Genomic DNA, 25,119 nt, shown 5'->3' with positions numbered 1-25,119 from the left:
TCCAAGATGCCAGCTCCCATCTCCCAACCCGACGATCCCGCCTTGCTGCGGATCGACGGCCCGATCGCGACCATCACGCTCAACCGCCCCGCCGCGTTCAATTCGATCAACCTGGCCATTGCGCAAAAGCTCGAGCAGCTCGCCTCCTATATCGAGGGCGACGACGCCATCCGGGTTCTGGTGATCGAGGGCGAAGGCCGCGCCTTCTCGGCCGGCGGCGATCTGCAGACGATTGGAGCTGCGGCCGAAGCGGGCACGGTGACGCCTGTCGTCGGCGAGCTGCTCAAGCACTATCACGCCTTCATCGAGACGATCCGGCGCATGCCGAAGCTGTCGCTGTCCAGCGTCCACGGCTCGGCCGCCGGCGCCGGCATGGGCCTCGCCTTCGTCACCGATCTCTGCATCGCCGCGGAGGACGCCAAATTCACGCCGGCCTATGCCAAGATCGGGGTGTCGCCGGACGGCGGCTCTACAGTGGGCATCGTCGGCACGGTCGGCTCCCGCCGCGCGCTCCAGATCTTCCTGTCGGAGGACAATTTTACCGCGCAGCAGGCCCATGAATGGGGCCTGGTCGCGAAGATCGTTCCCGCGACCGAGCTGAAGGCGGCGACGCGGCAGCTCGCCGAGCGTCTGGCGCAGAACCCGCCTGCCGCGATCGCCGGCACCAAGTCGCTGGTCTACCAGGCGGCCACCACGCCGGTGAAACAGCAGCTCGACGCCGAGGAGCACAAGATCATCATGGCGATGAACACGGAGGAGTTTCGGCTCGCCGTGAAGAAATTCACGAGCAAGGGCAAGTAGCGCTACTGCGGACAGATATAGCCCGTCCCCGCCGGCGACTTGAAGCAGCCGACCGACTCCGGCAGCACGTGGCGCGGCAGCCACAGCACGACGCTCGGGAAATAGATCGCGAACGCGATCGTCGCCAGGAATACCACATAGATCGGCAATGCGGCGCGCAGGGCCTTGGCAAAGCTGATGCCGACGAATTTCGACGCCATCAGCAGCACCAAACCATAAGGCGGCGTGATCAGGCCGAAGGCGAGCGTGGCGATCAGCACCACCCCCATATGCACGGCATTGATGTCGCCCGCCTCCGTCAGCGTGTTGACCAGCGGCATGAAGATGATGATGGTCGGCACCGGCTCGATGAAGTCGCCGACCACGGTGAACAGCAGCACCATCAGCAGCATGATCAGGTGCGGATCGTGACCCGCGATCGAGGTGATCAATTCGGCGATGTAACTGGCGCCGCGCAAGTAAGCGAGCATCCAGCCGAAGGCGTTGGCGGCGCCGATGGTGATCAGCGGCAGTGAGAAGATCAGCCCGGCGAGGCAGAAATCATAGGGGATCTTCGTGAAGTGGCCGCGGTTGAGCGCGGGGATGACCACGAGGACGATCCAGGCCACCGCGACGACGCCGGCTTCGGTGGGCGTGAACCAGCCGGTCAAGATGCCCCCTAGCAGGATCACCGGGATCATCAGCGGCAGGGCCGCATCGCCGGCCGCGAACACCACCTGCCGCAGCGGCGCGCGCGGCTTGCGCAGGCCGGAGGGGCCGAAGAAGTAGCAGTAGATCATCAGGCCGATGCCGATCATCAGGCCCGGCACCACGCCCGCCATGAACAGGCCGGCGATCGAGACGTTGCCGACCGCGCCATAGACCACCGCCGTGATGCTCGGCGGCACCAGCGCTGCGATCGTCGAGGCGGATGCGATGATCGCGGCGATGAAGGCGGGCTCATAACCCTCGCGCTTCATCGGGCCACCCAGCGCGCGGCTCATCACCGCAACGTCGGCGGTGGTCGAGCCCGACATTTCCGAGAAGAACATGCTGAAGACGACGACCACCTGGGACAGTCCGCCCCTGATATGCCCGACCAGCGACACCGACAGGTTGGCGATCCGCACGACCACATTGGCCGAGCTCATGAGCTCGCCGACCAGCAGGAAGAACGGGATCGCCAGCAGCGCCTCGGAATCGACGCCGTCGAAGATCTTCTGGATGATGGCGGCGAGCGACACATCGGACAGGATCGCGCCGATGAAGACGCCGGCCATCAGCGAGAACGGCACGGGCACGCCGAGATAACCGAAGGACAGGAAGCAGATCGACATCAACGCCAGGACGACAGGTGCGCTCATGGCTGCGCCCTCATCTGCGCCTCTGTGAGGCCGGGCGCGGCATCCTCGTCCGGCGGCTCGGGATGGTCAAAGCCGTTGCGCAGGCCGTTGACGAGCTGCTCGATGGTGAACAGGCCGATCAGCACGCCCGAGAGCGGGATGATCGCGTAGAGCGAAGCGATCGGCGTGCCCGACGGCAGGCGAAAACTACCGAAGCCGCGGAGATAGTTCTGGTAGCCGTACCAGATCAGGCAGAAGGCGACGCCGAGTACGACCAGGCGGATGATGACTTCGACGATCAGCCGTGGCGTCCCGTGCATCGCCTCGGATATCGCAGTGAGATAGAGGTGATCGTTGCGCCGCGTCGCGGCCGCCGTGCCGACGAAGATCGCGTAGATGAACAGCGTCGAGGTGACCTCCTGAAGCCACAGCCAGGGATGGCCGATGGTGCGGGTGACGATGTCGGCGGTCACCGACAGCGAGAAGCCGAAGCAGAGCACGCCGCACAGGATCATCAGCGCAAGCTCGAGCCAGTCGAGCCCGCGCCATTTCAGGTGGCGTTGCCGCTGAACGAGCAGTTTGTCGGCGATGGCCATTTACGTCCCCGTCGTCCCGGGCCTAGTGCAGAATGCTTCAGTTGAATCGGCGACTGCAGGTTGGGTGAACCTCTCCCGCCTGCGGGAGAGGTCGGCGCGGAGCGCCGGGTGAGGGCTGCCTCCTCATTGGGAGTCTCTCCGCGGAGACACCCTCTCCCCTACCCTCTCCCGCGAGCGGGAGAGGGAGCGCACCGTCTTCCGGCATCACGTTAGTTAACCGACCGGATCAAATTCTTGATCTTCTCGGCATGCGGGCCGAGCTCCTTGGCGAGCTTGTCGAGATAGGGATCGGCGATTGCCGTAAAACTCTTCTTGTCGACATTGTCGACGATCTTGACGCCCATCTTCTTCAGCTTGTCGGCCGCCGTGCGCTCGAGATCGAACGCCTTCTGCGGCTCCTTGGTGCTGATCTCGTTGGCCGCCGCCTGCACCCACCCCTTCTGCTCCGCCGACAGACTCTGCCAGAGCTTGTCGGAGATGAACACCAGCGCGTTGTTGGCTTCGTGCTCGGTGATGTTGAGGACCGGCGCGACCTCGTAGTGCTTATTGACGAGGTAGACGTTGATGCTGTTCTCGGCGACGTCGACCACGCCGGTTTGCAAGCTCGTGTAGACGCTGCCGAACGGCATGTGCACGGTCTGGGCGCCATAGGCCGGGAACATCAGGTCTTCGGTCGCGGTCGCCTGGACGCGGACCTTCAGGCCCTTGACGTCGCCGACATTGTGGATTTCCCGCCTGCTGTACATATGGCGCACGCCCTGCGAGCCGGTCGCGATCACGTGCAGGCCCTGCGTGGTCTCGTCGATCATGGTCTTGAGCGCTTCGAACACGCGGGGATCGGCCAGGCCCTTGACGACGTGGTTCTCGTCGCGAAACAGGAAGTGCAGCGACATCACGCCGGCCTGCGGCGAGATCGTCGCGGTGTTGGCCGAGGAGATGATGGCGAACTCGACGTCGCCGGCTTTGACGAGCTGGAGCACCTGCGGCTCCTGCCCGAGCTGCGCGCCGGGATACTGGTCGATGATCATGGTGCCCTTGCTCAATTCCTTGAGCTTGTCGGCAAAGAGGTCGCCCGCGATCGAATAGCCGGTGTTGCGCGGCTGGTCGTAGGCGAAGCGATAATGCTTCACCTCCTGCGCCCCGGCCGCCGTGACGAACAGCATGGCGGACAGAACCGCCAACCCACGCATGGATCGTGCAATCATCGTTTCCCCCTGTTTTATCGCCCGCCGCTTCAGCGGTCTGGGCGTTCGTTCGGGTGGTTGGTCACCCCTTCTCGGTCTGCTTCCCAGTCCTCTGCATGAAATCGAAGTCGCAGCCCTCGTCGGCCTGCATGATGGTCTCGTTGAACAGCCAGGCGTAGCCGCGCCGCGCCTCCTCGGGCGCCGCCGCCGGCTTGAGCGTGGCGCGCCGGCGCTCCAGCTCGGCGGCGTCGACCAGCAGCTCGATGCTGCGCCTGGCAACGTCGAGCCGGATCATGTCGCCGTTCTTCACCAGCGCCAGCGGCCCGCCGACGGCGGACTCGGGCGTGATGTGCAGCACGATGGTGCCGAACGCCGTGCCGCTCATCCGCGCGTCGGAAATGCGCACCATGTCCTTGGTGCCGCCGCGCGCGAGCTTCTTCGGGATCGGCAGATAGCCCGCCTCGGGCATGCCCGGCGCGCCCTTCGGGCCGGCGTTGCGCAGCACCAGCACGTCGTCGGCAGTCACGTCGAGATCGGGATCGTCGACCCGCAAGGTCATGTCCTCGACGGATTCAAAGACCACCGCGCGCCCCGTGTGCTGCAAAAGCTTGGGGCTCGCAGCCGATTGCTTGATCACGGCACCGCGCGGGGCGAGATTGCCGTGCAGGACGGCAAGGCCGCCTTCCTTCTTGATCGGATTATTGCGCGGGCGGATCGCGTCCTGGCCGGGCACGTCTTCCGCATTCGCCGCGATATCACCCAGCGTCTGGCCGGTGATGGTCTTCGCATCGAGATCGACGAGATCGCCGAGCTGCGCCAGCAGCTTCGGCACGCCGCCGGCGTGATGAAAATGCTCCATGTAGTGCTCGCCCGACGGCTTGAGATCGACCAGCACCGGCACCTCGCGGCCGATCCGGTCGAACACTTCGAGATCGAGCCGGTGCGGCGAGCGATGCGCCATCGCCGTCAGATGGATCAGGCCGTTGGTCGAGCCGCCGATCGCCTGGAGCACGACCTGCGCGTTCTTGAAGGATGCCGGCGTCAAGATCTCGCTCGGCTTCGGGCCCTTGGTCTTGGCCATCTCGGCCGCAACCCGGCCGCTCGCCTCAGCGAGGCGGAAGCGTTCGGCATGCGGCGCGGGGATCGTCGCGCTCATCGGCAACGACAGGCCCATCGCTTCGATCATGCAGGCCATGGTCGAGGCCGTGCCCATCACCATGCAGGTGCCGACCGACGGCGCGAGGCGGCCGTTGACCGCCTCGATCTCGGCATCGTCCATTTCGCCGGCGCGATATTTGCCCCAGAGACGGCGGCAATCGGTGCAGGCACCGAGCACCTCGCCCTTGTGATGACCGACCACCATCGGCCCGACGGGGATGACAACGGTCGGCAGATCGGCGCTGATCGCGGCCATCACCTGAGCCGGCAGAGTCTTGTCGCAGCCGCCGATCACGATCACCGAATCCATCGGCTGTGCCCGGATCATCTCCTCAGTGTCCATCGCCATCAGGTTGCGCAGATACATCGAGGTCGGATGCGCAAAGCTTTCGGCGATCGAGATGGTCGGGAACACGAACGGCATCGCGCCCGACAGCATCACGCCGCGCTTGGCGGCTTCGATGATCTGGGGGACGTTGCCGTGGCAGGGATTGTAGTCGCTGTAGGTGTTGGTGATGCCGACGATCGGGCGCTCCAGCGCGTCGTCGGAATAGCCCATGGCCTTGATGAACGCCTTGCGCAGGAACAGCGAGAAGCCGGCATCGCCATAGCTCGTCAGACCCTTGCGCAAGCCACTCGTCATCATGCCACTCCGTTCACCTTGCCATTGTCGTACAGGCTACCCCCTGATTGTCAATAACGCAGGCGCCCACGGTGGCAATTTCCGGCTCCTGGCACCGCCCGCGACACAAATTATTGACAATCTGCCCCTTCCCTGCTCCACAGGGCGGACCGGCCCGGTGCTGAAGGCTGAGAGGATGTCCGACATTCACACCGCAGACGCCATGACGGTCCGGCGCGACGATCCGGACGACGTGGTCGCGCGGCTGGAGGAGGACATCATCTTCGGCCGCCTTGCGCCCGGCGCGCGCCTGACCGAGGACGCGCTGATGTCGGCTTACGGCACCTCGCGCCACTTCGTGCGTCAGGCACTGGTGGATGCCGAGCGGCGCGGCATCGTCCGCCGCGAGAAGAATGTCGGCGCCACCGTGCGGTTCTATTCGGCAGAAGAGGTTCGGCAGATCTATGAGGTCCGGGAGATGCTGACCCGGCAGGCCGCGCTGATGATCCCCCTGCCCGCGCCGCAAGGCCTGATCGACGAATTGACCACGCTGCAACGGCAATATTGCGCCAAGGCCGACGTGCAGGATCTGCGCGGCATCCACGAGGCCAACGACGCCTTCCACCTCGCGCTGTTCTCCGCCTGCGGCAATCCCTATCTGGTGCGCTCGCTCCAGGACTACATGAACCTGACGCTGCCGATGCGCGCCAAGAACCTCGCCGACCGCGACGGGCTCGCGCAATCGCGGCGCCAGCACGAGCTGATGATCGAGCTCTTGAAGGGCCGCGACAGCTGGGCATTGGCGCAGCTCTGCGTCGATCACATGCAGTTCAGCAAGTCGGATTATCTGGCGCGGATTTCTGGCGAAACCGAGCGCTAGCGCGTGCGCCTGTCGGCCCGCCGGCGCAGCAACAGCCGATGCGGAGAAGGATGAACAACTCGCCGGGGCAATGGAACCCGGCGGAACTCATCCAACCAGACGATAATCTTCTGGTAGATGCCGCTCAATCACTCAACCGATTAACGGGTTGTTAGAGGACTCTATCCCAAATGGTTTCTGGAATAAATAACAACCATACCGGGTTCCATTGCCCGGAGCAATCGCATGAATGTACCTGGTCTCCTGATCGCAACGGCCTTTGGCGCAGCATTTTTTGCCGGGGAGTATGTGTGGTACTATCAACCCGCTTTCATCAACCCGGACGTCTTGATTAGCACGTTCTCCTCGGAACATATGAAAGCGCGCGCAGCAGTCCGAAAAGCGCTGATCGATCCAGACTCGGCCAAATTCAGCGCTTTGCGTTCAATTGAGGCCGGCGCGGCGAGGTATGTTTGCGGCGGTGTCGAGGCAAGGGACAAGTCCGGCCAGTCCATCGGAACCGCTTTCGTCTATACCGTGGCCATTGATTTTGCCCGCATCGATGACGACGGTCGGATCACGCATCAGCATTCGGGATACAGACCTTGCCCGACTGAGGAGGACAAGGTCGTGCAGCAGCGACCGGCTCTGTCACCCGGCGTGTCGTCGGTCGTCAGAACCGTTCAGAAAGTCGCCCCCGACGTGCACATGTCGGTTGCACCCGGCCTGACGACGCCTGCACCGTCGGCGGGCGGATCGTCATCTGGCGGCACAATGGAGCAGCAGGTCCGCGAGCTGGCCGCCCGGACCGTTCCGCCTGATGCTGCAAATGGACAGCCACCAGGCCCGACCGCGAACCGTGGGGTCGCCAAGGAGAGTGAGTGGCAAGCCGATCGACCTCCTGCCGCGTGGCCCACATTTCCTCCGGATCACGCATTGGCGAGATCAACCCGGAAACGAACCCCGTCCGAAGCACTGGCCCTGGCGAAAGACGTCGAGGACCGCTGGAAGCAGGCGGAGTCATCGGCCGACATTTCGATGCGTCCATCACCGGAGGACATCAACGAGGCATGCCGCGCGCTGCTCTCGATCGATTCAAGACACGCCGAATATCCAAAAGCGTGGGCAGCTTTCGCGCGGTTGCAAAAGATGAGCCGCGACATCGCCAGCGGCTGATTTCGGTGACGCGCTTCGCTCGTCGCCGGGCGCGCAATGACCATTCAGTACCGTCTCAACAGGCCGCGCGCCACGCTGGTCTCGCCATGACCGGCGCAGGCCCGTTTCGGATTCCTGATCAAGTCCGTCCGGACCCGCCTGAATGTCCTTCCGGCGGACTCGGCCACCTCTGGGCGGAATTTTCCGGGATCGTAGCTCTCGCCGTCATGGGCCTTGATGGCCGCAGCATAGGCGTCGATCATCGCCATCGCGGCATCAGGGCTGCCGAGAAGTCGGGCGCCGAGTTGAACGCTGCCGGCACCATCGACCTCATAGCCGGTGCATCGCTGCTCCAGCACCGCGGATGCGGTGACGAGCTGGTCGAGGAACGTTGCTTCGGCCTCGCTGAGCGTCGCGGCCTGCGCCGGCCCTGACACGATTAGTACGAGCAACGCGACGGCTGGCAGTTTGATTTTCATGCTCGGCCGATCATGTGGATCGATCAGGCGCGCCCCTGACGACTCATGAAAAGGCCGTACAGAAACAGGAGGATGATGGCACCGACCACGCTTCCGATGAAGCCGGCGCCCTCCCCGAACCGGTACCATCCCACGGCCTGGCCGAGCCAGGTCGCAACGAACGCGCCGACAATTCCCAGGACCGTGGTCAAAATGAACCCTTTGGGCTCGGACTTATCGCCGGGCATGATGAACTTCGCGACCAGTCCGACGAGAAATCCGATGATGATCGTCCAAAGGATGCTCATGTCCATCGCTCCATTCGGTCAATTCGAGACATCAAACGTCTGAAGGAATGCGTGATCGCTTGATGGGCCAGACGACGCCGGGAACGACGTTGATCTAGATCAATGGGCCAAAGCAGCCGAGCAGAAAGCTGCAGGCCGCTCTTCCTGGTGAGACGGCGCTCAACGAGCTCCGCAACGCGAAGCGGGATGATGCATGGCGATCATCGGCGAGATCACGCACACGACGACCTATCGCTATGCAAAGCCGGTGACGTTCGGCACGCACCGGGCCATGTTCCTGCCGCGGCGCGGCGCCTCCACCCGGCTGCTTCGCTGGTCCGCTTCGACCAGTCTGCCATCAAAGGTGCATTGGATCACCGACGCCCGCTCGAATGCCGTCACCGTGATGGACTTCAGCGAGCCCGGCAGCGAGCTGACCTTCACCTTCAAGGTTCGCGGCATCTATTTCGGCGTCAAGGGGCTGGAGACGTTTCCGCTGGAGCCGCGGGCCGAGGAAGTCCCCGTGCAGTACACGCCGGATGAGTGGACCGATCTTGCAGGATACCTGCGTCCGCATGCCGACGATCCAGACGGCAGCCATGCGGCGTGGACCAAGAGCTTCGTTGCCGGCGATCAGGACCGGACCGCCGACGTGCTGCGCCGGATGCTGGGCCTGTTTCGCAGCGAGTTCAGCTATCGCGGAAGAGATGCGGAAGGCACCCAGTCCCCCGGCGAGACGCTGCGTACGAAATCCGGGACCTGCCGGGACTTCGCCTGGCTCATGATCGAGACGTTGCGCCGCCTCGGCTTTGCCGCGCGCTTCGTCAGCGGCTATCTCTATGACGCCGCGCTCGACGGCGGCGCCGTGGGGATGACCGGCTCCGGCGCCACCCATGCATGGGTGCAGGTATTCCTGCCCGGCGCCGGCTGGCTCGATTACGATCCAACGAACAGCCTGAGCGCCGGCTTCGACCTCATCCCCGTGGCCATAGCGCGGCATCCGGGGCAGGCCGTGCCGCTGGCCGGCTCGTGGTTCGGCGATTCCGGCGACTACCTCGGCATGTCGATCAATGTCGCCGTTCGCAAGCTCAGCGAAATGCTCGATCCTTCGGAGGGATAGGCCACAGGCGCGGCGGTCAAACGTCCCGAGGCCGGGCGAGGGCCGGATGATGTCAGTGAGAGAAGACGCGCGTGCCTGACGTCCATGCCCGTTGGTTTCCGACCGGACTGGCCCCGATTTCCCAGCCAGCGCCACCCCATAGGGCATCAACCACGCCAAGATCGCCCGCGCCGTCACGGACAAAGAAGAGGTTCGGAGCGGAGCTGGTCTGCAGCGCCCCGCTTTCGCCGTTGGCCTGCAGCCTCAAGAGACACCAGATGTCGGCAAGTTTGCTCTCGGCGCGAGCGCCCAGCTCGCCGAGGATCTGCCCGGAATTCGAGGGATTGTTCAAAACATGCGTCTGCAGAGGCGTATCGTCCGCGGCTTCGACCTTGACGGCGAACCGGCGCGCAAAGGTCGCGCCGAGCCACGCAATCTTGACAGGCGCGGTCGGCGTGATGTCCTCCTTGAAATGCTCGCTCGCAACGAAGGATTCCGCGTGGGGAATGGCCGCCGTTGACGGGGGATCGAGAGGTTCGCCGGGCTTGCGCTTGAGCGAACATTCGATCCTGGCGCGGGGAACAAGCGACGCGGAGCTGCCGCCAGATTTGTTCTCGTCGGCATGCGCGCTGAAACTGGATGCCGCCAGAACAATAACAAGACATAGGTTGGGCGCTAAGCGGCGCATTGTTTGGCGTCCTTGAATTGCCGATTCAAGAACAAGGTAAACTGTGAATTGCTTCTGTAAATCGAAGATCAGGTTTCTGGTTAAGCTTAAAGCAAGGAACTCATTTGAAGAGAAATGCAAGATATCTGGAACCACGCGCCTGCCTGGCAGCAGCGTGCGACGCACCCGGACGCCTCAAGATCGTATCAGACGCTCGGCGCCCTTGCGATTCACACGCAAGGTGGAAAGCGCGAATTTCTGCGCGCGGTCCCATGAAGCTCTTGATCAGCGAGCCGCTCTACTTGCCCGCCAAGCGCGCGATCGTCTGACCGGCCGGAGGAACCCGCAAGTCCGGTCCAGACACTGGCTGCGGCGTGATCCGGCAGCATCTTGCCTGCGCGCGGAGCGGATCGCTCCACATCCAACGCACGCGCCAGGCCGGATTGTAGGCGTAGGCCGGGATGCGCCAGAACCAGATGGTTTCGTAGACACTGTCCCCGAATCGATCCACATCCGGACGTGGCGTTGGCCAGGATGCTGCCGCGACGAGAACGACAGTCAACACCGCGGCCCCTGACAGAACCATCTTGCGCATCTTGCTTCCACAATCGCTAGAATGAAAAGGGCGGTCACTTCCGCGCAACGCAATGCATAGAAGAAACGTTGACGTGTTCCGACAATAGAACGCCTATTTCCAAAAACGGAAATCCGGAACTCTACGGTGTGCACACAGACGTTAGTCGCAAGGAGCCGTTCGGATATCTGCCGCCATCACGATCGTATGCGCGTCAACTCGGGATGGGGCCCCTCCACCAGTCTGGCCCGCCCCACCGGGAATCCCAACGCTCACCGCACGAGTGAATTTCTCCCGGCTCGGCAAGCGGGGCCGGGAGAGCGCACCTGCATTCCTCCAGGCAACGACGCTAGCGCTTGGTCCAGTCGATGATGCGGCTCGCATCGCCGTCGAACTCGTTGCTGCAGAATGCGCCACCCTGGTAGTGGTCGCCGACCGGATCCGGCTTCAGCTTGGCCTGCTCGGCCATCGCGTGCTCGCGGAAATCCTCGGCGCGTCCCGTGGGGCGATAGCCGAATTCGTAGGCGCGGTGGTTGTCCCACCAGGCGCGCTCGTTGAGGGAGGCGCCGTAGAAGACCTCGAAATGGATGTCGGGATGTTCGAGCCCGATGCGGCAAAGCTGCACGAGGTCGTCGGGCTTCAGCCAGATCGAGAGCCGGCGCTGGTCGAGCGGCAGGTCGCCGAAATTGCCGATGCGCAGGCACGTCACCTTCAGGCCGTGCTTGTCGGCGTAGAGCGCACCGACGGCCTCGCCGAACACCTTGCTGACGCCGTAACGGCCATCGGGGCGCGGGGTGACATCGGTCCCGATCTTGTGGTGGCGGGGATAGAAGCCGACGGCGTGGTTGGACGAGGCGAACACCACGCGCTTGACGCCCTTGCGGTACGCCGCCTCGAACAGATTGTAGCCGCCGATGATGTTGGCCTGGAGGATGTCGTCCCACGGGCCCTCGACCGAATAGCCGCCGAAATGGATGATGCCGTCGACGCCCTCGCAGATCGCCTCGCACTGCGCGAGATCGGCGAGATCCGCCGCCTTGAATTTTTCGTTCGCGCCGAGATCGGCGGGCGGCTTGATGTCGGAGAGCAGGAGATCCGGATAGATCGGCGGCAGCAGCTTTCGCAGGCTCGTGCCGATTCCACCCGAAGCTCCCGTCATCAGAATACGCGGCATGTCTTCCCTCGCCTGTGGTGACCGATTTGCGGCCGTAGATAACTGATGCTAGCAGACTTGGACAGAGGGAACGCAACAACGAGACCTGCACATGAACGATGCATCGTCCCACACTCAAGGCTGGCGGCCGGCGACCTATTACCCCGATCCGGCGATAAAGGCACTCGATCCCCGCTTCGAAAAATACTGGCTGAAACTGTCGGCGGTGGAACGGCTGACGACCGGCCTGCGCTGGGCCGAGGGTCCGGTGTGGTTCGGCGACGGCCGCTATCTCCTGTGCAGCGACATCCCGAACCAGCGCATCATCAAATGGGAGGAGGAGACCGGCGCCGTCTCGGTGTTCCGCAAGCCCTCCAATTTCGCCAACGGCAACACGCGCGACCGCCAGGGCCGGCTCGTCACCTGCGAGCATGGCGGGCGCCGCGTAACCCGCACCGAGTATGACGGCAGCATCACGGTGCTGATGGATTCCTTCGGCGGCAAGCGGCTGAACTCGCCGAACGACGTCGTGGTGAAATCCGACGGCTCCGTCTGGTTCACCGATCCGACCTTCGGCCTACTCGGCAATTACGAAGGCTACAAGGCCGAGCCCGAGATCGAGCCGAACGTCTACCGGCTCGATCCCGCAACCGGCAAGGCGAACATCGTCGCCGAGGGCGTGCTCGGGCCGAACGGGCTGTGCTTCTCGCCGGACGAGAAGATTCTGTATGTCGTGGAATCGCGCGGCGTGCCGAACCGCAAGATCCTCGCCTATGACGTCTCAGCCGACGGCACCACGATCTCCAACAAGCGCGTGCACATCGACGCAGGTCCCGGCACGCCTGATGGCATGCGCTGCGACATCGACGGCAATCTCTGGTGCGGCTGGGGCATGGGCGATCCCGAGCTCGACGGCGTCGTGGTGTTCGCGCCCGACGGCGTCATGATCGGCCGCATCGCCCTGCCCGAACGCTGCGCCAATCTCTGCTTCGGCGGCGTCAAGCGCAACCGCCTGTTCATGGCGGCGAGCCAGTCGATCTACGCGCTGTATGTGAACACGCAAGGCGCGCTGGGGGGATAGGCGCAGCTCTCTCCTCCGTCATTCCGGGGCGCGCCGTCTTCGGCGCGAGCTATGATGCGCAATTGCGCATCTGAGAATCCATCGTGCGGCAGCGTCCGAGGCAAAATGGATTCCGGGCTCGTCGCTTCGCGACGCCCCGGAATGACGGGAGAGAGACCAAACGAAAAACGCCGGAGCGATTTCCCGCTCCGGCGTCATGTTGGTTCAGGCGCTAAGCCTTACGCCGCGTTGAAGCCGGCGACGGCCTTCACTTCGAGGAAGTCCTCGAGGCCGTACTTGCCCCACTCGCGGCCGTTGCCGGACTGCTTGTAGCCGCCGAACGGTGCGGTGCGGTCGTTGGGCACGCCCTGGAGGTTGACGTTGCCGGCGCGGATCTGGCGGGCGACACGCTTGGCGCTCTCGACCGTGTCGGCCGAGACATAGCCGGCAAGGCCATAGGGCGTGTCGTTGGCGATCTGCACGGCGTCGGCTTCGTTCTTGGCGCCGATGATGGTCAGCACCGGTCCGAAGATCTCTTCGCGGGCGATCGTCATGTCGGGAGTGACGTCGGCGAAGATGGTCGGACGGACGTAGAAGCCCTTGTTGACGCCTTCGGGCAGGCCCGGGCCGCCGGCGACGAGCGTTGCGCCCTCGTCGATGCCCTTCTTGATCAGGCCCTGGATCTTGTCCCACTGGCCGCGGTTGACCACGGGGCCGATGGTGGTGCCTTCGGCGCGCGGATCGCCCGCCTTGGTCTTGTCGGCGACGGCCTTCGCGATCGCGGCGACTTCCTTCATCTTCGACAGCGGCACGATCATGCGCGAGGGCGCGTTGCAGGACTGGCCGGAGTTGTTGAACATGTGCATCACGCCGCCGGTCACCGCCTTCGTGAGGTCGGCGCCTTCGAGGATGACGTTCGGCGACTTGCCACCGAGCTCCTGGCTGACGCGCTTCACGGTCGGCGCGGCGCGCTTGGCCACGTCGATGCCGGCGCGGGTCGAGCCGGTGAACGAGATCATGTCGATATCGGGATGCTCGCTCATGGCGGCGCCGACCTCGGGGCCGAGGCCGTTGACGAGGTTGAACACGCCCTTCGGCACGCCGGCTTCATGGAGGATTTCCGCGAAGATCAGCGCCGAGGTCGGCGTAAACTCCGACGGCTTCAGGATCATGGTGCAGCCGGCGGCGAGTGCGGGCGCGACCTTGCAGGCGATCTGGTTGAGCGGCCAGTTCCAGGGCGTGATCATGCCGACCACGCCGATCGGCTCGCGCAGCACCATGGCGGTGCCGACCGGCTCCTCGAAATGATAGTTCTTGAGCACGTCGAGCGTGGTCATGAGATGGCCGAGGCCGGCGCCGGCCTGCAGCTTCTCCGCCATCGGCAGCGGTGCGCCCATCTCGTCGGAGACGGCAGCGCCGATCTCCTTGAGGCGGCCCTTGTAGATCTCGATGATTTTCGTGAGCAGCGCGACGCGCTCCTCGCGGCTGGTCTGGGAGAACGTTGCAAAGGCGCGCTTGGCGGCGGCAACGGCCTTGTCGACATCGGCCTTGGAGCCGAGCGCAACCTCGTACATCGCCTCTTCCGTCGCCGGATTGACCACGGCGGTGGACTTCTTGACGGCGGGATCGACCCAGGCGCCGTCGATGTAGAATTGCATGCGATTGACCATCGTTAACCTCTTCTTGGGGGCATGGTGGGGGCGTTTCGGCAGGCATCCTTGCACGAAAGCGCCGGCAATTGAACCCGCCATATGCGGGGCCAGCGTTGCGGCGGACGGAGGATATATGAGCCGATGGCGGGAACGAGGCAAGGCTCCCTCAGGCGTCATTCCGGGACGCGCCACTTGGCGCGGGCCCGGAATCCATGACCACGATCGGGAGTATGGATTCCGGGCTCGACGCTACGCGTCGCCCCGGAATGACAGGGCAGTTACCTCAACTACACCGCCATCTTCCGATGCAGCACCGGCGCGCCGGTGGTGAGGCTTTCGGCCGCATCGATGATGGCGTTGGCATCGATGCCGTAGTGGCGGTAGAGGTCGGCGATGCTGCCGGTCTGGCCGAACTGCTCGACGCCGAGCGCCTCGACGCGGTGGCCGCGGACGCTGCCGAGCCAGCCGAGCGCGGACGGGTGGCCGTCGATCACGGTCACGATGCCGCAGTCGCGCGGCAGCGGCGCCAGCAGCTTCTCGATGTGGCTGAGGTGCTGCACGCCGCGCCTGTCACGCCGCAATTTCCGTGCTGCGGTCCACCCCGCATGCAGGCGGTCGGCCGATGTGATCGCGAGCAGCCCGATGTCACGCCGGCTCTCGCCGATGAAGCCGGTCGCCTCGATCGCTTCGGGCGCCATCGCGCCGGTATAGGCGATCACGAGCTCGGCATTGGGGCCCGGCTTACGCAGCCAATAGGCGCCGTCGGTGATGCCCTGCTGAAGCTCCGGCGTCATGATCCGCTGCGCCTGCTCGATGCTGCGCGTCGAGAGCCGCAGATAGACGGAACCGCCCTCGCCCGGATCGCGCTGCATGTGATTGAAGCCCCAGCCCATGATCACGGCGAGCTCGTCGACGAAGGCTGGCTCGAACGAGGCGAGGCCATCCTGCGCCATGCCGATCAGCGGCGTCGCGATCGACTGATGCGCGCCGCCCTCGGGCGCAAGCGTGATCCCTGACGGCGTCGCCGCCACCATGAAGCGCGCATCCTGGTAGCAGGCATAGTTCAGCGCATCGAGGCCGCGCTCGATGAAGGGATCGTAGAGCGTGCCGACCGGCAAGAGCCGCGCGCCGTTGATCTGGTGCGACAGGCCGAGCGCCGAGAGCATGATGAAGAGGTTCATCTCGGCGATGCCGAGCTCGAGATGCTGGCCCTTTGGCGAGGCGTCCCAGTTGTAGGTGGACGGAATTTTCTCGCTGCGGAATAAGTCCGCCTTCTCGGCGTTTGCGAACAGGCCGCGCCGGTTCACCCACGGGCCGAGATTGGTCGAAACGGTCACGTCGGGCGAGGTCGTGACGATGCGCCTGGCGAGCTCGCTGTCGCCGCGCGCGATCTCGTTCAGCACGAGGCCAAAGCCCTGCTGGGTGGACATCTGCGGCGCCGGCTTGAAGGCGAGTTGCGCGGGCACCTCGACCACCGGCGCGGTCAGGCGGCGGCCGTCCTGGTTGAACGGCACGCGCGCAAGGAAGGCATCGAGCTCGGCGGGAGCCAGCGCGAGGCCCTCGTACTTGTCCCACTCGTAGCCGGGGCGGATGTTCTGGCTCTCGCGATATTTCTCCATCTGCGCGACCGTCATCAGGCCGGCGTGGTTGTCCTTGTGGCCCTGGAACGGCAGGCCCACGCCCTTGATGGTGTAGGCAATGAAGCAGACCGGACGGTCGTGGTCGATGGACTCGAACGCTTCCAGCATGCTCGCCATGTCGTGGCCGCCGAGGTTCGACATCAGCGCCAGCAGCTCCTCATCGCTGCGCTTGTCGATCAGTTTGGTGATCGGCCCCTGGTCGCCGATCTCGTCGTGCAGATGCTTGCGGAAGGCCGCGCCGCCCTGGAAGCACAGCGCCGCATAAAGCGCGTTCGGGCAATTGTCGATCCACCTCTTCAGCGCCTCGCCGCCGGGCTCGGCGAAGGCCTCGCGCATCAGGCGGCCGTATTTCACGATGACCACGTCCCAGCCGAAATTGCGGAACATGGTCTCGAACTTTTCCCAGAGCCCTTCGCGCACGACGGCGTCGAGCGACTGGCGGTTATAGTCGACCACCCACCAGGTGTTGCGCAGGCCGTGCTTCCAGCCTTCTGCCAAGGCTTCGAAAATATTGCCCTCGTCCATCTCGGCATCGCCGACCAGCGCGATCATCCGCCCTTCGCGGCGGTCCTTCATCCAGCCATGCGCCTTGACGTAGTCCTGCACCAGCGAGGCGAACAGCGTCTGCGCGACGCCGAGGCCGACCGAACCGGTCGAGAAGTCGACGTCGTCGACGTCCTTGGTGCGCGAGGGATAGGACTGCGCGCCCTTGAAGCCGCGAAAATTCTCCAGCTTCTCGCGGCTCTGCCGGCCGAACAGATACTGGATGGCGTGGAACACCGGACTCGCATGCGGCTTCACTGCGACGCGGTCCTCAGGGCGCAGCACATGGAAATACAGCGCCGACATGATGGTGGCGAGCGAGGCCGACGAGGCCTGGTGGCCGCCGACCTTCAACCCGTCCGCGTTCGCACGGATATGGTTGGCGTGGTGGATGGTCCATGACGACAGCCACAGCGCCTTGCGGCTGAGGGCGGTCAGGGTTTCGAGGCGCGCGGAATCGACGGGCATGGCGATGCTCCGGAAAATGACGCCCCGATGATACGCCTGCCGGCCCCGCCAAACTTCTCAATTTTTCGCGCCATACCTGCCGATATTGGGATATTTTACCAATCGAATGCCCCCTGACCCAGGTTTCATCCCAATGCCCGAGCTCGACGCCATCGACCGCAAGATCCTCAGCTACCTCCAGAACGACAGCCGGCTGACCATGCAGGAGCTCGCCGACAAGGTCGGGCTCTCGGTGTCGCCCTGCCATCGCCGTGTCAAGCTCCTGGAGGAGCGCGGCGTCATCTCGCGCTATATCGCGACCGTCGACCAGAAGGCGCTCGGCCTGCATGTCAGCGTCTTCATCTCGATCAAGCTGGCGCGGCAGAAGGAGGAGGACCTCAACCGCTTCGCGCGCGCGATCTCGAAATGGGACGAGGTGCTGGAGTGCTATCTGATGACCGGCAACCGCGACTATCTGTTGCGCGTGGTCGCAGCCGACCTCGCCTCCTACGAAACCTTCCTGAAGACCAAGCTGACCCGGCTCGACGGCATCGCCTCGATCGAGTCGAGCTTTGCGCTCAGTCAGGTGAAATATTCGATCGCGTTGCCGGTCTGATGGCCCCACCGGGTTATTTCGGAACCGGTGTCACAAGGGCGCAATAAACCCCGCCGATGGTCACGGGCGACAGGCACCCTGCCGAAAGAAGGACCCATGACCGCATCGGACCGCACCCCTGAAATGGCCAAACGCGAGCGCATCATCCGGGAAATGACCGACGATCTCGACGAAGAGCTGGAGATGGAGCTCGATGACAGCAGGCTCGACGAGCTGCTGGACGAGACCGGCACGCTCCGCCCGACGGTGGATCGCAGGCTCTATTTCCGTGAGCTGCTGCGGCTGCAGGGCGAGCTGGTCAAGCTCCAGGACTGGGTGCAGAGCGAAAAGAAGAAGGTCGTGGTGCTGTTCGAGGGCCGCGACTCCGCCGGCAAGGGCGGCGTCATCAAGCGCATCACCCAGCGGCTCAATCCCCGCATCTGTCGCGTCGCCGCGCTTCCCGCGCCGAGCGAGCGCGAGCGCTCGCAATGGTACTTCCAGCGCTACGTGGCGCATCTTCCCGCCGGCGGCGAGATGGTGCTGTTCGACCGCAGCTGGTACAACCGCGCCGGCGTCGAGCGCGTGATGGGCTTCTGCTCCGAAGATCAGTACCAGGAGTTCTTCAAGACGGTGCCGGAGTTCGAGCGGATGCTGATCCGCTCCGGCATCATCCTGGTCAAGTACTGGTTCTCGATCACCGACGACGAGCAGCAGTTCCGCTTCAGCATGCGCATCAGGGATCCGCTCAAGCAGTGGAAGCTGAGCCCGATGGACGTCGAGGCGCGCAGCCGCTGGGAGCAGTACACCAAGGCCAAGGAGACGATGCTGGAGCACACCCACCTGCCCGACTCGCCATGGTGGATCGTCGATGCCGTGGACAAGAAGCGGGCGCGGCTCAACTGCATCGCGCACCTTCTGAGCCAGATCCCCTACCGGGAGGTCGGCCGCGCACCGGTGGTGCTGCCGCCGCGCGTCCGTAACCCCGACTACCACCGCGGGCCGATCCCGCCGGAGATGTACGTGCCTGCGAAATACTGAGGGCCGCAGTTTCGTAGGGTGGGCAAAGGCGCGTAGCGCCGTGCCCACCATGTGCCCGCGTTGGCGGTGAGAATGGTGGGCACGCTTCGCTTTGCCCACCCTACGGCACTGTCACCGCCACGGCTGCACGATGATCTTGGTGTGCGCCTCGGGATTGGCGAGGTCGGCGAAGGCTTTTGCGACGCCGTCGAGGCCGACCTCGGCCGTCACCATGGCTGCGGCGTCCACCTGCCCTTCCGCGATCAGGCGCAGCGAGCTTGCGAACTCCTCCGGCGTGTAGCCGAGCACGTACTGGACGTTGAGCTCCTTCATGATGCCGAGCATGGGCTCGTTTCTGTCGCTCTCCATGCAGACGCCGACCACGACGATCCTGGCATCGCGCGGGGCGCCCTCGAACACCTGCTGCAACAGACCGGGCACGCCGACGCATTCGAAGATGATCGCGGGCTTGAGCGCCGGCAGCATCGCCTGGAACGGCGGTCGCGCCGCCTTCTCGGCGTCTGCCATCTGCGCGTGCTCGGCCCAGGCCGTGTAGGGCTGCGACACCTTGGGATCGACCACGATGTCGGCGCCGAGCTGAGCTGCAAGCGCGCGCCGCGCCGGCGAATAGTCGGCGGCGACGATCGGATGCAGCCCCCTGATCTTCAGCGCGGCAATCACCGCGAGCCCGACCGGTCCGCAGCCGACCACCAGCGGCACCTCGCCGCCGCTGATGTTGGCTTTGGCGACGGCGTGGACGCCGACGGCGAGCGGCTCGGTCAGCGCGGCATGTTCGGGAGCCAGACCGTTGGGCACCTCGAGCAGCAGCGCTTCACTGAGCAGCATCGCTTCCGCATAACCGCCGATATTATCGTTGGAATAGCCGATGCCCTCGATGCCTTGCGGCGTCACCAGCGCCGGCAGCGAGCAGACATGGGTGCCGGGCTTGAGCTTGCGCGCGGTGCTAGGGCCGTAGTCGACGATCTCGCAGCAGAATTCATGACCGAACACGACGTCGCGGGTAAGGTCCATCGGCTTGCGGCCAACCTTCCGCGCCATCTCCACCATGCGGTGGGCGTGCTGGCGCGCATGCAGGTCGGAGCCACAGATGCCGCAGGCGAGCGTCTTGACCAGCACCTGGCCAGGGCCCGGCTTCGGCTCGACCATCTGACCAACGACAATCTCACCGTTCCTGAAGATCGCAGCGCGCATCCGGCTCCTCCCGTGTTGTTGGAGGCATTGATAGCACGACGCGCGATGCGCGCACTTGCGTCAGGCGTTCGGCGAACGCTCTTCCAGCACCAGGAGCTGGGCCCGGCGGACGCGCTCGCGATGGGCGATGTAGAGACCGCTGGCGACGATGAAGGCCGCGCCGACGACGGTCCAGACATCAGGCACCTCGCCGAAGATGAAGAAGCCGAGAATGCTGACCCAGAGCAGCTGCGTATAGGAGAACGGCGCGAGCACCGAGGCGTCGCCGTAGCGATAGGCGAGCACGACGATCCACTGGCCCGCGGTGGAGGCGACGCCGATGAAGATGCCGAGCGCGATCGCGGTCCAGGACGGCGTGACCCAGACGAACGGCACCATCGCGGTCAGGATCGCAAGACCGGTCAACGAGGAATAGGCCATGGTGGTGATGACCGCTTCGCGGCCGCTCATCATGCGCGTCAGGATCAGCGTGCCGGCCCAGCAGGCCGCCGAGACCACGGGGAAGAACGCCGCCAGATGAAACGCGCTGGTGCCCGGGCGCAGGATGATGAGCACGCCGATGAGACCGAGCGCGGTCGCAAACCAGCGGCGCATGCCGACCTTCTCGCCGAGGAAGACGATCGAGAGCGCGGTGACGAACAGCGGCGCGACGAAGCCGGTAGCGGAAGCTTCCGCGATCGGCAGGAAGCGCAGGCCGGTGATGAAGAACAGCGAGGAGCCGAGCAGCGCCGCACCGCGCATCACGTGCAGGCCGAGGCGCTGGGTGCGCATCGCGTAGAGCGGCGAAGCCGGCAGCATCACCGGCGTGAACATCAGCGCGAAGGTGAGGAAGCGGATCCAGGTGATCTGGATCGACGGCAGGCTGGTCGAAAGATATTTCGCGGTGATGTCGGAGCACCCGAGAAACACCGTCGACAACAGGATCAGCGCGATGCCCTTGAAGGGATGATCGACGCGCGCAGGTGCGCGGCGGCCGACATGCTTCTTCTCGGGCATGGACACGGAAATACTGTCGAGCCTTGCGGCTGCGGCTGGCGGCGGGGTCACGGCTGGAACTCGGGAAAAATGCGAATCGAGCGCTCGTAAAAAACGACAAATGCGCCGCGTTCACAACTTCCGAAAACAGGATGCCGATATGCGCTGAGGGCTGCGCGCGTCAATACTCCATTAAGAATGCGCGCTTGCTGCACTACAGCATGGGCAGACCTCGGGGCTTCGGACCGCGCGGAAACGCCGCATCCAGTGCAGCAATCTCCTCTTTCGTCAGCACGAGATCGCCGGCAGCGGCATTTTCGCCGGCATGTTCCGCCGACGACGCCTTCGGGATCGCGAACACCGTAATCGCACGGGTGAGGAAGCTCAGCGCGATCTGACGCGGTGTCACGCGCCGCGCCTCCGCGATGCGCGCCAGCACGGCGCCGCCCTTGCTGTTGCTTGCCGGAAAATCGTCATGGCCGAACGGCGAATAGGCGACGACCGCGACGCCGTGCCGCTCGCACCACGGAATCACGGCATGCTCGATCGCGCGTTCCTTGAGATGATAGAGCACCTGATTGCAGGCGATGCGGCCCTCGCCCGCGACGTCGAGCATCTCTTCGAGATCGTCGGCATCGAAATTGGAGACGCCCCAGGATTTGATCTTGCCAGCCTTCACAAGTTCCTCGAACGCAGCGCCGGTGTCTTCGAGCGGATAGGAGCCGCGCCAATGCAGAAGATAGCAGTCGAGGCGATCGGTCTTGAGCCGCTTTAGCGAACGCTCGCAGGCCGTGATGGTGCCGCGGCGCGAGGCGTTGCTCGGCAGCACTTTGGACACGAGGAACACTTCGTCGCGACGACCCGCGATCGCGTCCGCAATGACCAGCTCGGCATCGCCATACATCTCGGCGGTATCGATATGGGTCATACCGAGATCGAGCCCGCGCTGAAGCGCCGCGATCGCGCGCTTGCGATCGCCATGATCGAGATACCAGGTGCCCTGCCCGATGACGGAGACGTTGGCACCGGTCTTGCCGAAGGGGTTTGTGTTCATGTGCGGTCCGATCTTCGTCATTCATGTCGTCCTGGCGAAAGCCAGGACCCATTACCACAGGGAGGTGTTGTTGCAGTAGATGGTGGCCACAGCGTGCCTTCGCCACGCTGACCGGGATAATGGGTCCTGGCTTTCGCCAGGACGACGATGGGGAGCTAGTTTGCGCAATGCATCAACATCGTCATTGCGAGCGCAGCGAAGCAATCCAGACTGTCTCCACGGAGAGACGCTGGATTGTTTCGCTGCGCTCGCTATGACGATGGAAAGAGCCGACCGCTAACCCGCCGCACCGGCGATCTTCACCTGCTTCACTGGCGCGACCTCCGTCGTCGCGATCAGGCGCTTCAGCTCGGGGATGCAGGAGCCGCAATTGGTGCCGGCCTTGAGCGTGGCGCCGATCTCGGCCGTCGTGCGCGCGCCGCTCGCGATGGTATCGCAGATGGTACCGCGGCCGACGCCGAAGCAGGCGCAGACGATCGGGCCGGTCGCGGCGGCGCCTTCGCCGGACTTGCCGGACAACAGCATGCCGCGCTGGTCGTCGGTGACCTGATCGGCCACGAACAGGCTCTTCACCACCTCCCAGTCGCCGGCATCATGGGCGGGTCCGACGAACAGGCAGGTCTCGATGCGATCGCCCGCGAACGAGGCCGCACGATAGACGCCGCCGCCGAAATCGCGGTACTCGGCGACATCCTCGCCCGCGACACCCTCGAGCCAAGCGGGCCAGCGCGACAGGTCGGCGTTGTCGGCGAAGAGATAGCCGAAGCCGCCGTTGACCGTGACCCGCGTCCACAACAGATTGGGCGGCAGGTCGAGCTGTTTGCGCGACAGCGCGAAGCCGCGGAAGACGTATTCATAGGGCGCGATCGCGGCCGGCGTCGCCTTGGATTCCGGCTGGCCCGAGAACGGGTCGGTGAAGGACTGCACCAGCGCACCGACGCGGCCGTGCGAGGCATTCATCGCGCTCCAGTGGATCGGCACGAACAGCGTGCCGCGCTGCTGCCGATCGCTGACGACCACCTTCAGGATGCACTGCCCGTAATCGGTCGTGATGCGGGCATAGCCGTCATGGGCGATGCCGAATTTGCCGGCGTCGTCGGGATGGACCTCGACGAACGGCTCGGGCAGATGCGCGCCCAGCCGCTGGCTGAGGCCCGTGCGCGTCATGGTGTGCCACTGGTCGCGGATGCGCCCGGTGTTGAGCCGTAAGGGGCGCGACGCGCCGGTCTCGCTACGCAACGCCGGCACCTCCGGCGCGACGAAGCGGCCTTTGCCGTCATTGGTGAAGAAACCACCGCTCGCAAAGAAGCGCTCGCCGGGCGCCCCGCCTTCGCGCACCGGCCACTGCACGGGCTTCAAGGCGTCGAAGGCCTCGTTCGAGAGCGAGGTCAACGCGCCGATGTCGAAATCGCGGCTGCCATCGTTCTCGAACGCCGAAAGCGCCGCGTGCTCGCGGAAAATATCGGCGGCGGATTTGTAGTCAAAACTGTCGCCGAAGCCGAGACGTTTGGCGGTCTCGCTGAGAATCCACCAGTCCGGCCGCGCCTCGCCCGGCGCCGGCAGGAACGAGCGCTGGCGCGAGATGCGTCGTTCGGAGTTGGTCACCGTACCCGACTTCTCGCCCCAGGCGAGCGCGGGCAGCAGCACGTGCGGGCCGGCTTCGACCGTGTCGTTGGAGAGCACGTTCTCGGAGACCACGAACAGCTCGAGCTTCTTCAGCGCCTCGCGCACGAAGTCCGCGTCGGGCAGCGACACCGCCGGGTTGGTCCCCATCACCCATAGCGCCTTGACCTCGCCGCGGTTGATCGCCTCGAACAGCTGCACCGCCTTCAGCCCCTCATGGGTAGCGATGCGCGGAGCCTTCCAGAACCGCCTGACACGGTCGATGTCCGGCGGCGTGAAATTCATGTGCGCGGCGAGCTGATTGGCGAGGCCGCCGACCTCGCGGCCGCCCATCGCGTTGGGCTGGCCGGTGAGCGAGAACGGCGAGGCGCCCGGCTTGCCGATGCGGCCCGTGGCGAGATGGCAGTTGAGGATCGCGTTGACCTTGTCGGTGCCCTGCGCCGACTGGTTGACCCCTTGCGAATAGAGCGTGACGACGCGCGGCGTGTCACGGAACATCTTGAAGAAGGTCGCGACGTCCTGCTCGGAGAGGCCTGTGGCCAGCGCGGTCGCAGTGACGCTGCCGGCGATGTTGCGCGCGCGCACCAACGCGTCGTCGAAGCCCGACGTGTTGCTCGCGATGTAGGCCTGGTCCAGCGCGCCGCTGTCGGCGAAATGGACGAACAGGCCCGAGAACAAGGCGGTGTCGGTGCCGGGCTTCAGCCCCAGGAACAGATCGACGTCGCTCGCGGTGTCGGTGCGGCGCGGGTCGATCACGATCATGCGGGCGCCGCGCTCCTGCCTGTTCTTCAGCATGCGCTGGAACAGCACGGGGTGACACCACGCCGCGTTCGAGCCGACGAAGACCAGTAGGTCGGCCTGGTCGAGATCCTCGTAGCAGCCGGGCACGGTGTCGGCGCCGAAGGCACGGCGGTGGCCGGCGACCGAGGACGACATGCAGAGCCGCGAATTGGTGTCGACATTGGCGGTGCCGACAAAGCCCTTCATCAGCTTGTTGGCGACATAGTAATCCTCGGTCAGGAGCTGGCCGGAGAGATAGAAGGCGACCGCGTCGGCACCGTCGCGCGCCGCGATGTGCTGCATGCGGTGGGCGACGTGGTCGAGCGCATCGCTCCAGGCAACGCGCTCCAGCACGCCCTTGCAGCGGATCATCGGGTAAAGAAGCCGGCCCTCCAGTCCGACGGTCTCACCGAGCGCCGAGCCCTTGGAGCACAGCCGGCCGAAATTGGCGGGATGATCGGGGTCGCCGGCGATCGCCGCGCCGCCCTTGCCGTCCGGCGTTGCGAGCACGCCGCAGCCGACGCCGCAATAGGGGCAGGTGGTCTTGGTGGTCCGGAGCTTCGGGTCGATCGCCGTCATATCGAGC

General features: G+C 64.8%; 22 protein-coding genes. 7 read left to right on the top strand and 15 right to left on the bottom strand.

The window, feature by feature from the left end; translation table 11 throughout:
- Positions 1 to 6 precede the first annotated feature (6 nt).
- On the top strand, positions 7 to 801 hold the full coding sequence (locus BJA_RS14030; RefSeq protein WP_028174808.1) for an enoyl-CoA hydratase/isomerase family protein: 795 nt from the start codon (positions 7 to 9) through the stop codon (positions 799 to 801).
- 2 nt (positions 802 to 803) lie between these two features.
- Here BJA_RS14030 and BJA_RS14025 read toward each other — a convergent pair whose 3' ends face one another.
- The 4 genes from BJA_RS14025 to BJA_RS14010 all read right to left on the bottom strand — a co-directional run bounded on the left by BJA_RS14025 (position 804) and on the right by BJA_RS14010 (position 5,704).
- Complete coding sequence (locus tag BJA_RS14025; RefSeq protein WP_011085613.1) at positions 804 to 2,144, bottom strand: TRAP transporter large permease; 1,341 nt, start codon at positions 2,142 to 2,144, stop codon at positions 804 to 806.
- Positions 2,141 to 2,719 carry a TRAP transporter small permease gene (locus BJA_RS14020; RefSeq protein ID WP_011085612.1) on the bottom strand — a complete coding sequence of 193 codons (579 nt, stop codon included), beginning with the start codon at positions 2,717 to 2,719 and terminating at the stop codon, positions 2,141 to 2,143. The genes BJA_RS14025 and BJA_RS14020 overlap by 4 nt, the downstream gene beginning before the upstream one ends.
- 209 nt (positions 2,720 to 2,928) lie before the next feature.
- Positions 2,929 to 3,924, bottom strand: coding sequence for a TRAP transporter substrate-binding protein (locus BJA_RS14015; protein WP_011085611.1), 996 nt, complete (start codon positions 3,922 to 3,924; stop codon positions 2,929 to 2,931).
- Positions 3,925 to 3,985: 61 nt separating this feature from the next.
- The gene (locus tag BJA_RS14010) at positions 3,986 to 5,704 is read right to left on the bottom strand and encodes an IlvD/Edd family dehydratase (protein WP_038965811.1); all 1,719 of its coding nucleotides are present in this window, start codon (positions 5,702 to 5,704) and stop codon (positions 3,986 to 3,988) included.
- 175 nt (positions 5,705 to 5,879) lie between these two features.
- On the opposite strand from BJA_RS14010, the gene BJA_RS14005 reads away from it, so the two are divergent.
- Positions 5,880 to 6,563 (top strand): GntR family transcriptional regulator, encoded by a 684-nt coding sequence (locus BJA_RS14005; protein WP_028174804.1) that lies wholly within the window; start codon positions 5,880 to 5,882, stop codon positions 6,561 to 6,563.
- Between the two features lie 225 nt (positions 6,564 to 6,788).
- Complete coding sequence (locus BJA_RS14000; RefSeq protein WP_011085608.1) at positions 6,789 to 7,718, top strand: hypothetical protein; 930 nt, start codon at positions 6,789 to 6,791, stop codon at positions 7,716 to 7,718.
- Positions 7,719 to 7,762: 44 nt separating this feature from the next.
- On the opposite strand, the gene BJA_RS13995 is transcribed toward BJA_RS14000, so the two are convergent.
- Positions 7,763 to 8,176: a hypothetical protein gene (locus BJA_RS13995; protein ID WP_011085607.1), complete on the bottom strand. Its 414-nt coding sequence runs from the start codon at positions 8,174 to 8,176 to the stop codon at positions 7,763 to 7,765.
- Positions 8,177 to 8,199: 23 nt separating this feature from the next.
- The gene (locus tag BJA_RS13990; RefSeq protein ID WP_038965812.1) at positions 8,200 to 8,463 is read right to left on the bottom strand and encodes a GlsB/YeaQ/YmgE family stress response membrane protein; all 264 of its coding nucleotides are present in this window, start codon (positions 8,461 to 8,463) and stop codon (positions 8,200 to 8,202) included.
- 193 nt (positions 8,464 to 8,656) lie between these two features.
- On the opposite strand from BJA_RS13990, the gene BJA_RS13985 reads away from it, so the two are divergent.
- Positions 8,657 to 9,562 (top strand): transglutaminase family protein, encoded by a 906-nt coding sequence (locus tag BJA_RS13985; protein ID WP_011085605.1) that lies wholly within the window; start codon positions 8,657 to 8,659, stop codon positions 9,560 to 9,562.
- Positions 9,563 to 9,614: 52 nt separating this feature from the next.
- Here BJA_RS13985 and BJA_RS13980 read toward each other — a convergent pair whose 3' ends face one another.
- The 3 genes from BJA_RS13980 to BJA_RS13970 all read right to left on the bottom strand — a co-directional run bounded on the left by BJA_RS13980 (position 9,615) and on the right by BJA_RS13970 (position 11,956).
- Entirely contained in the window at positions 9,615 to 10,394 is a 780-nt protein-coding gene (locus BJA_RS13980) for a hypothetical protein (protein ID WP_011085604.1), read from the bottom strand.
- Positions 10,395 to 10,506: 112 nt separating this feature from the next.
- On the bottom strand, positions 10,507 to 10,803 hold the full coding sequence (locus BJA_RS13975; protein ID WP_028174799.1) for a hypothetical protein: 297 nt from the start codon (positions 10,801 to 10,803) through the stop codon (positions 10,507 to 10,509).
- Between the two features lie 328 nt (positions 10,804 to 11,131).
- The gene (locus tag BJA_RS13970; RefSeq protein ID WP_011085602.1) at positions 11,132 to 11,956 is read right to left on the bottom strand and encodes an NAD-dependent epimerase/dehydratase family protein; all 825 of its coding nucleotides are present in this window, start codon (positions 11,954 to 11,956) and stop codon (positions 11,132 to 11,134) included.
- 91 nt (positions 11,957 to 12,047) lie between these two features.
- Here BJA_RS13970 and BJA_RS13965 point away from each other — a divergent pair, with 91 nt between their 5' ends.
- Positions 12,048 to 13,016: an SMP-30/gluconolactonase/LRE family protein gene (locus BJA_RS13965; protein WP_011085601.1), complete on the top strand. Its 969-nt coding sequence runs from the start codon at positions 12,048 to 12,050 to the stop codon at positions 13,014 to 13,016.
- Between the two features lie 218 nt (positions 13,017 to 13,234).
- Here BJA_RS13965 and BJA_RS13960 read toward each other — a convergent pair whose 3' ends face one another.
- Entirely contained in the window at positions 13,235 to 14,665 is a 1,431-nt protein-coding gene (locus tag BJA_RS13960) for an aldehyde dehydrogenase family protein (RefSeq protein WP_028174796.1), read from the bottom strand.
- 269 nt (positions 14,666 to 14,934) lie between these two features.
- On the bottom strand, positions 14,935 to 17,298 hold the full coding sequence (locus BJA_RS13955) for a transketolase (RefSeq protein ID WP_011085599.1): 2,364 nt from the start codon (positions 17,296 to 17,298) through the stop codon (positions 14,935 to 14,937).
- Positions 17,299 to 17,431: 133 nt separating this feature from the next.
- Here BJA_RS13955 and BJA_RS13950 point away from each other — a divergent pair, with 133 nt between their 5' ends.
- Together BJA_RS13950 and ppk2 are read left to right on the top strand one after the other, a co-directional pair.
- Positions 17,432 to 17,893 carry an Lrp/AsnC family transcriptional regulator gene (locus BJA_RS13950; protein ID WP_027546512.1) on the top strand — a complete coding sequence of 154 codons (462 nt, stop codon included), beginning with the start codon at positions 17,432 to 17,434 and terminating at the stop codon, positions 17,891 to 17,893.
- 96 nt (positions 17,894 to 17,989) lie between these two features.
- Positions 17,990 to 18,910 carry a polyphosphate kinase 2 gene (gene ppk2 / locus BJA_RS13945; RefSeq protein WP_038965809.1) on the top strand — a complete coding sequence of 307 codons (921 nt, stop codon included), beginning with the start codon at positions 17,990 to 17,992 and terminating at the stop codon, positions 18,908 to 18,910.
- Positions 18,911 to 19,021: 111 nt separating this feature from the next.
- Here the strand turns inward: ppk2 and BJA_RS13940 are convergent, their stop codons facing one another.
- From BJA_RS13940 to BJA_RS13925, 4 genes are all read right to left on the bottom strand, one after another.
- A complete protein-coding gene (locus BJA_RS13940) occupies positions 19,022 to 20,101 on the bottom strand; it encodes a zinc-binding dehydrogenase (RefSeq protein ID WP_011085596.1) in 1,080 nt (359 codons plus the stop codon).
- Between the two features lie 60 nt (positions 20,102 to 20,161).
- Complete coding sequence (locus BJA_RS13935) at positions 20,162 to 21,103, bottom strand: DMT family transporter (protein ID WP_028174794.1); 942 nt, start codon at positions 21,101 to 21,103, stop codon at positions 20,162 to 20,164.
- A gap of 187 nt (positions 21,104 to 21,290) precedes the next feature.
- A complete protein-coding gene (locus tag BJA_RS13930; protein WP_038965817.1) occupies positions 21,291 to 22,130 on the bottom strand; it encodes an aldo/keto reductase in 840 nt (279 codons plus the stop codon).
- 276 nt (positions 22,131 to 22,406) lie between these two features.
- Positions 22,407 to 25,112, bottom strand: a complete 2,706-nt coding sequence (locus BJA_RS13925) for a nitrate reductase (protein WP_011085593.1) — start codon at positions 25,110 to 25,112, stop codon at positions 22,407 to 22,409.
- Between the last annotated feature and the right edge of the window lie 7 nt (positions 25,113 to 25,119).

The sequence above is a fragment of the Bradyrhizobium diazoefficiens USDA 110 genome, from assembly GCF_000011365.1.
GTDB classification, from domain to species: domain Bacteria; phylum Pseudomonadota; class Alphaproteobacteria; order Rhizobiales; family Xanthobacteraceae; genus Bradyrhizobium; species Bradyrhizobium diazoefficiens.
Note: the sequence above shows the minus strand (reverse complement) of the source record. Positions and strands in the feature narration are given on the sequence as shown.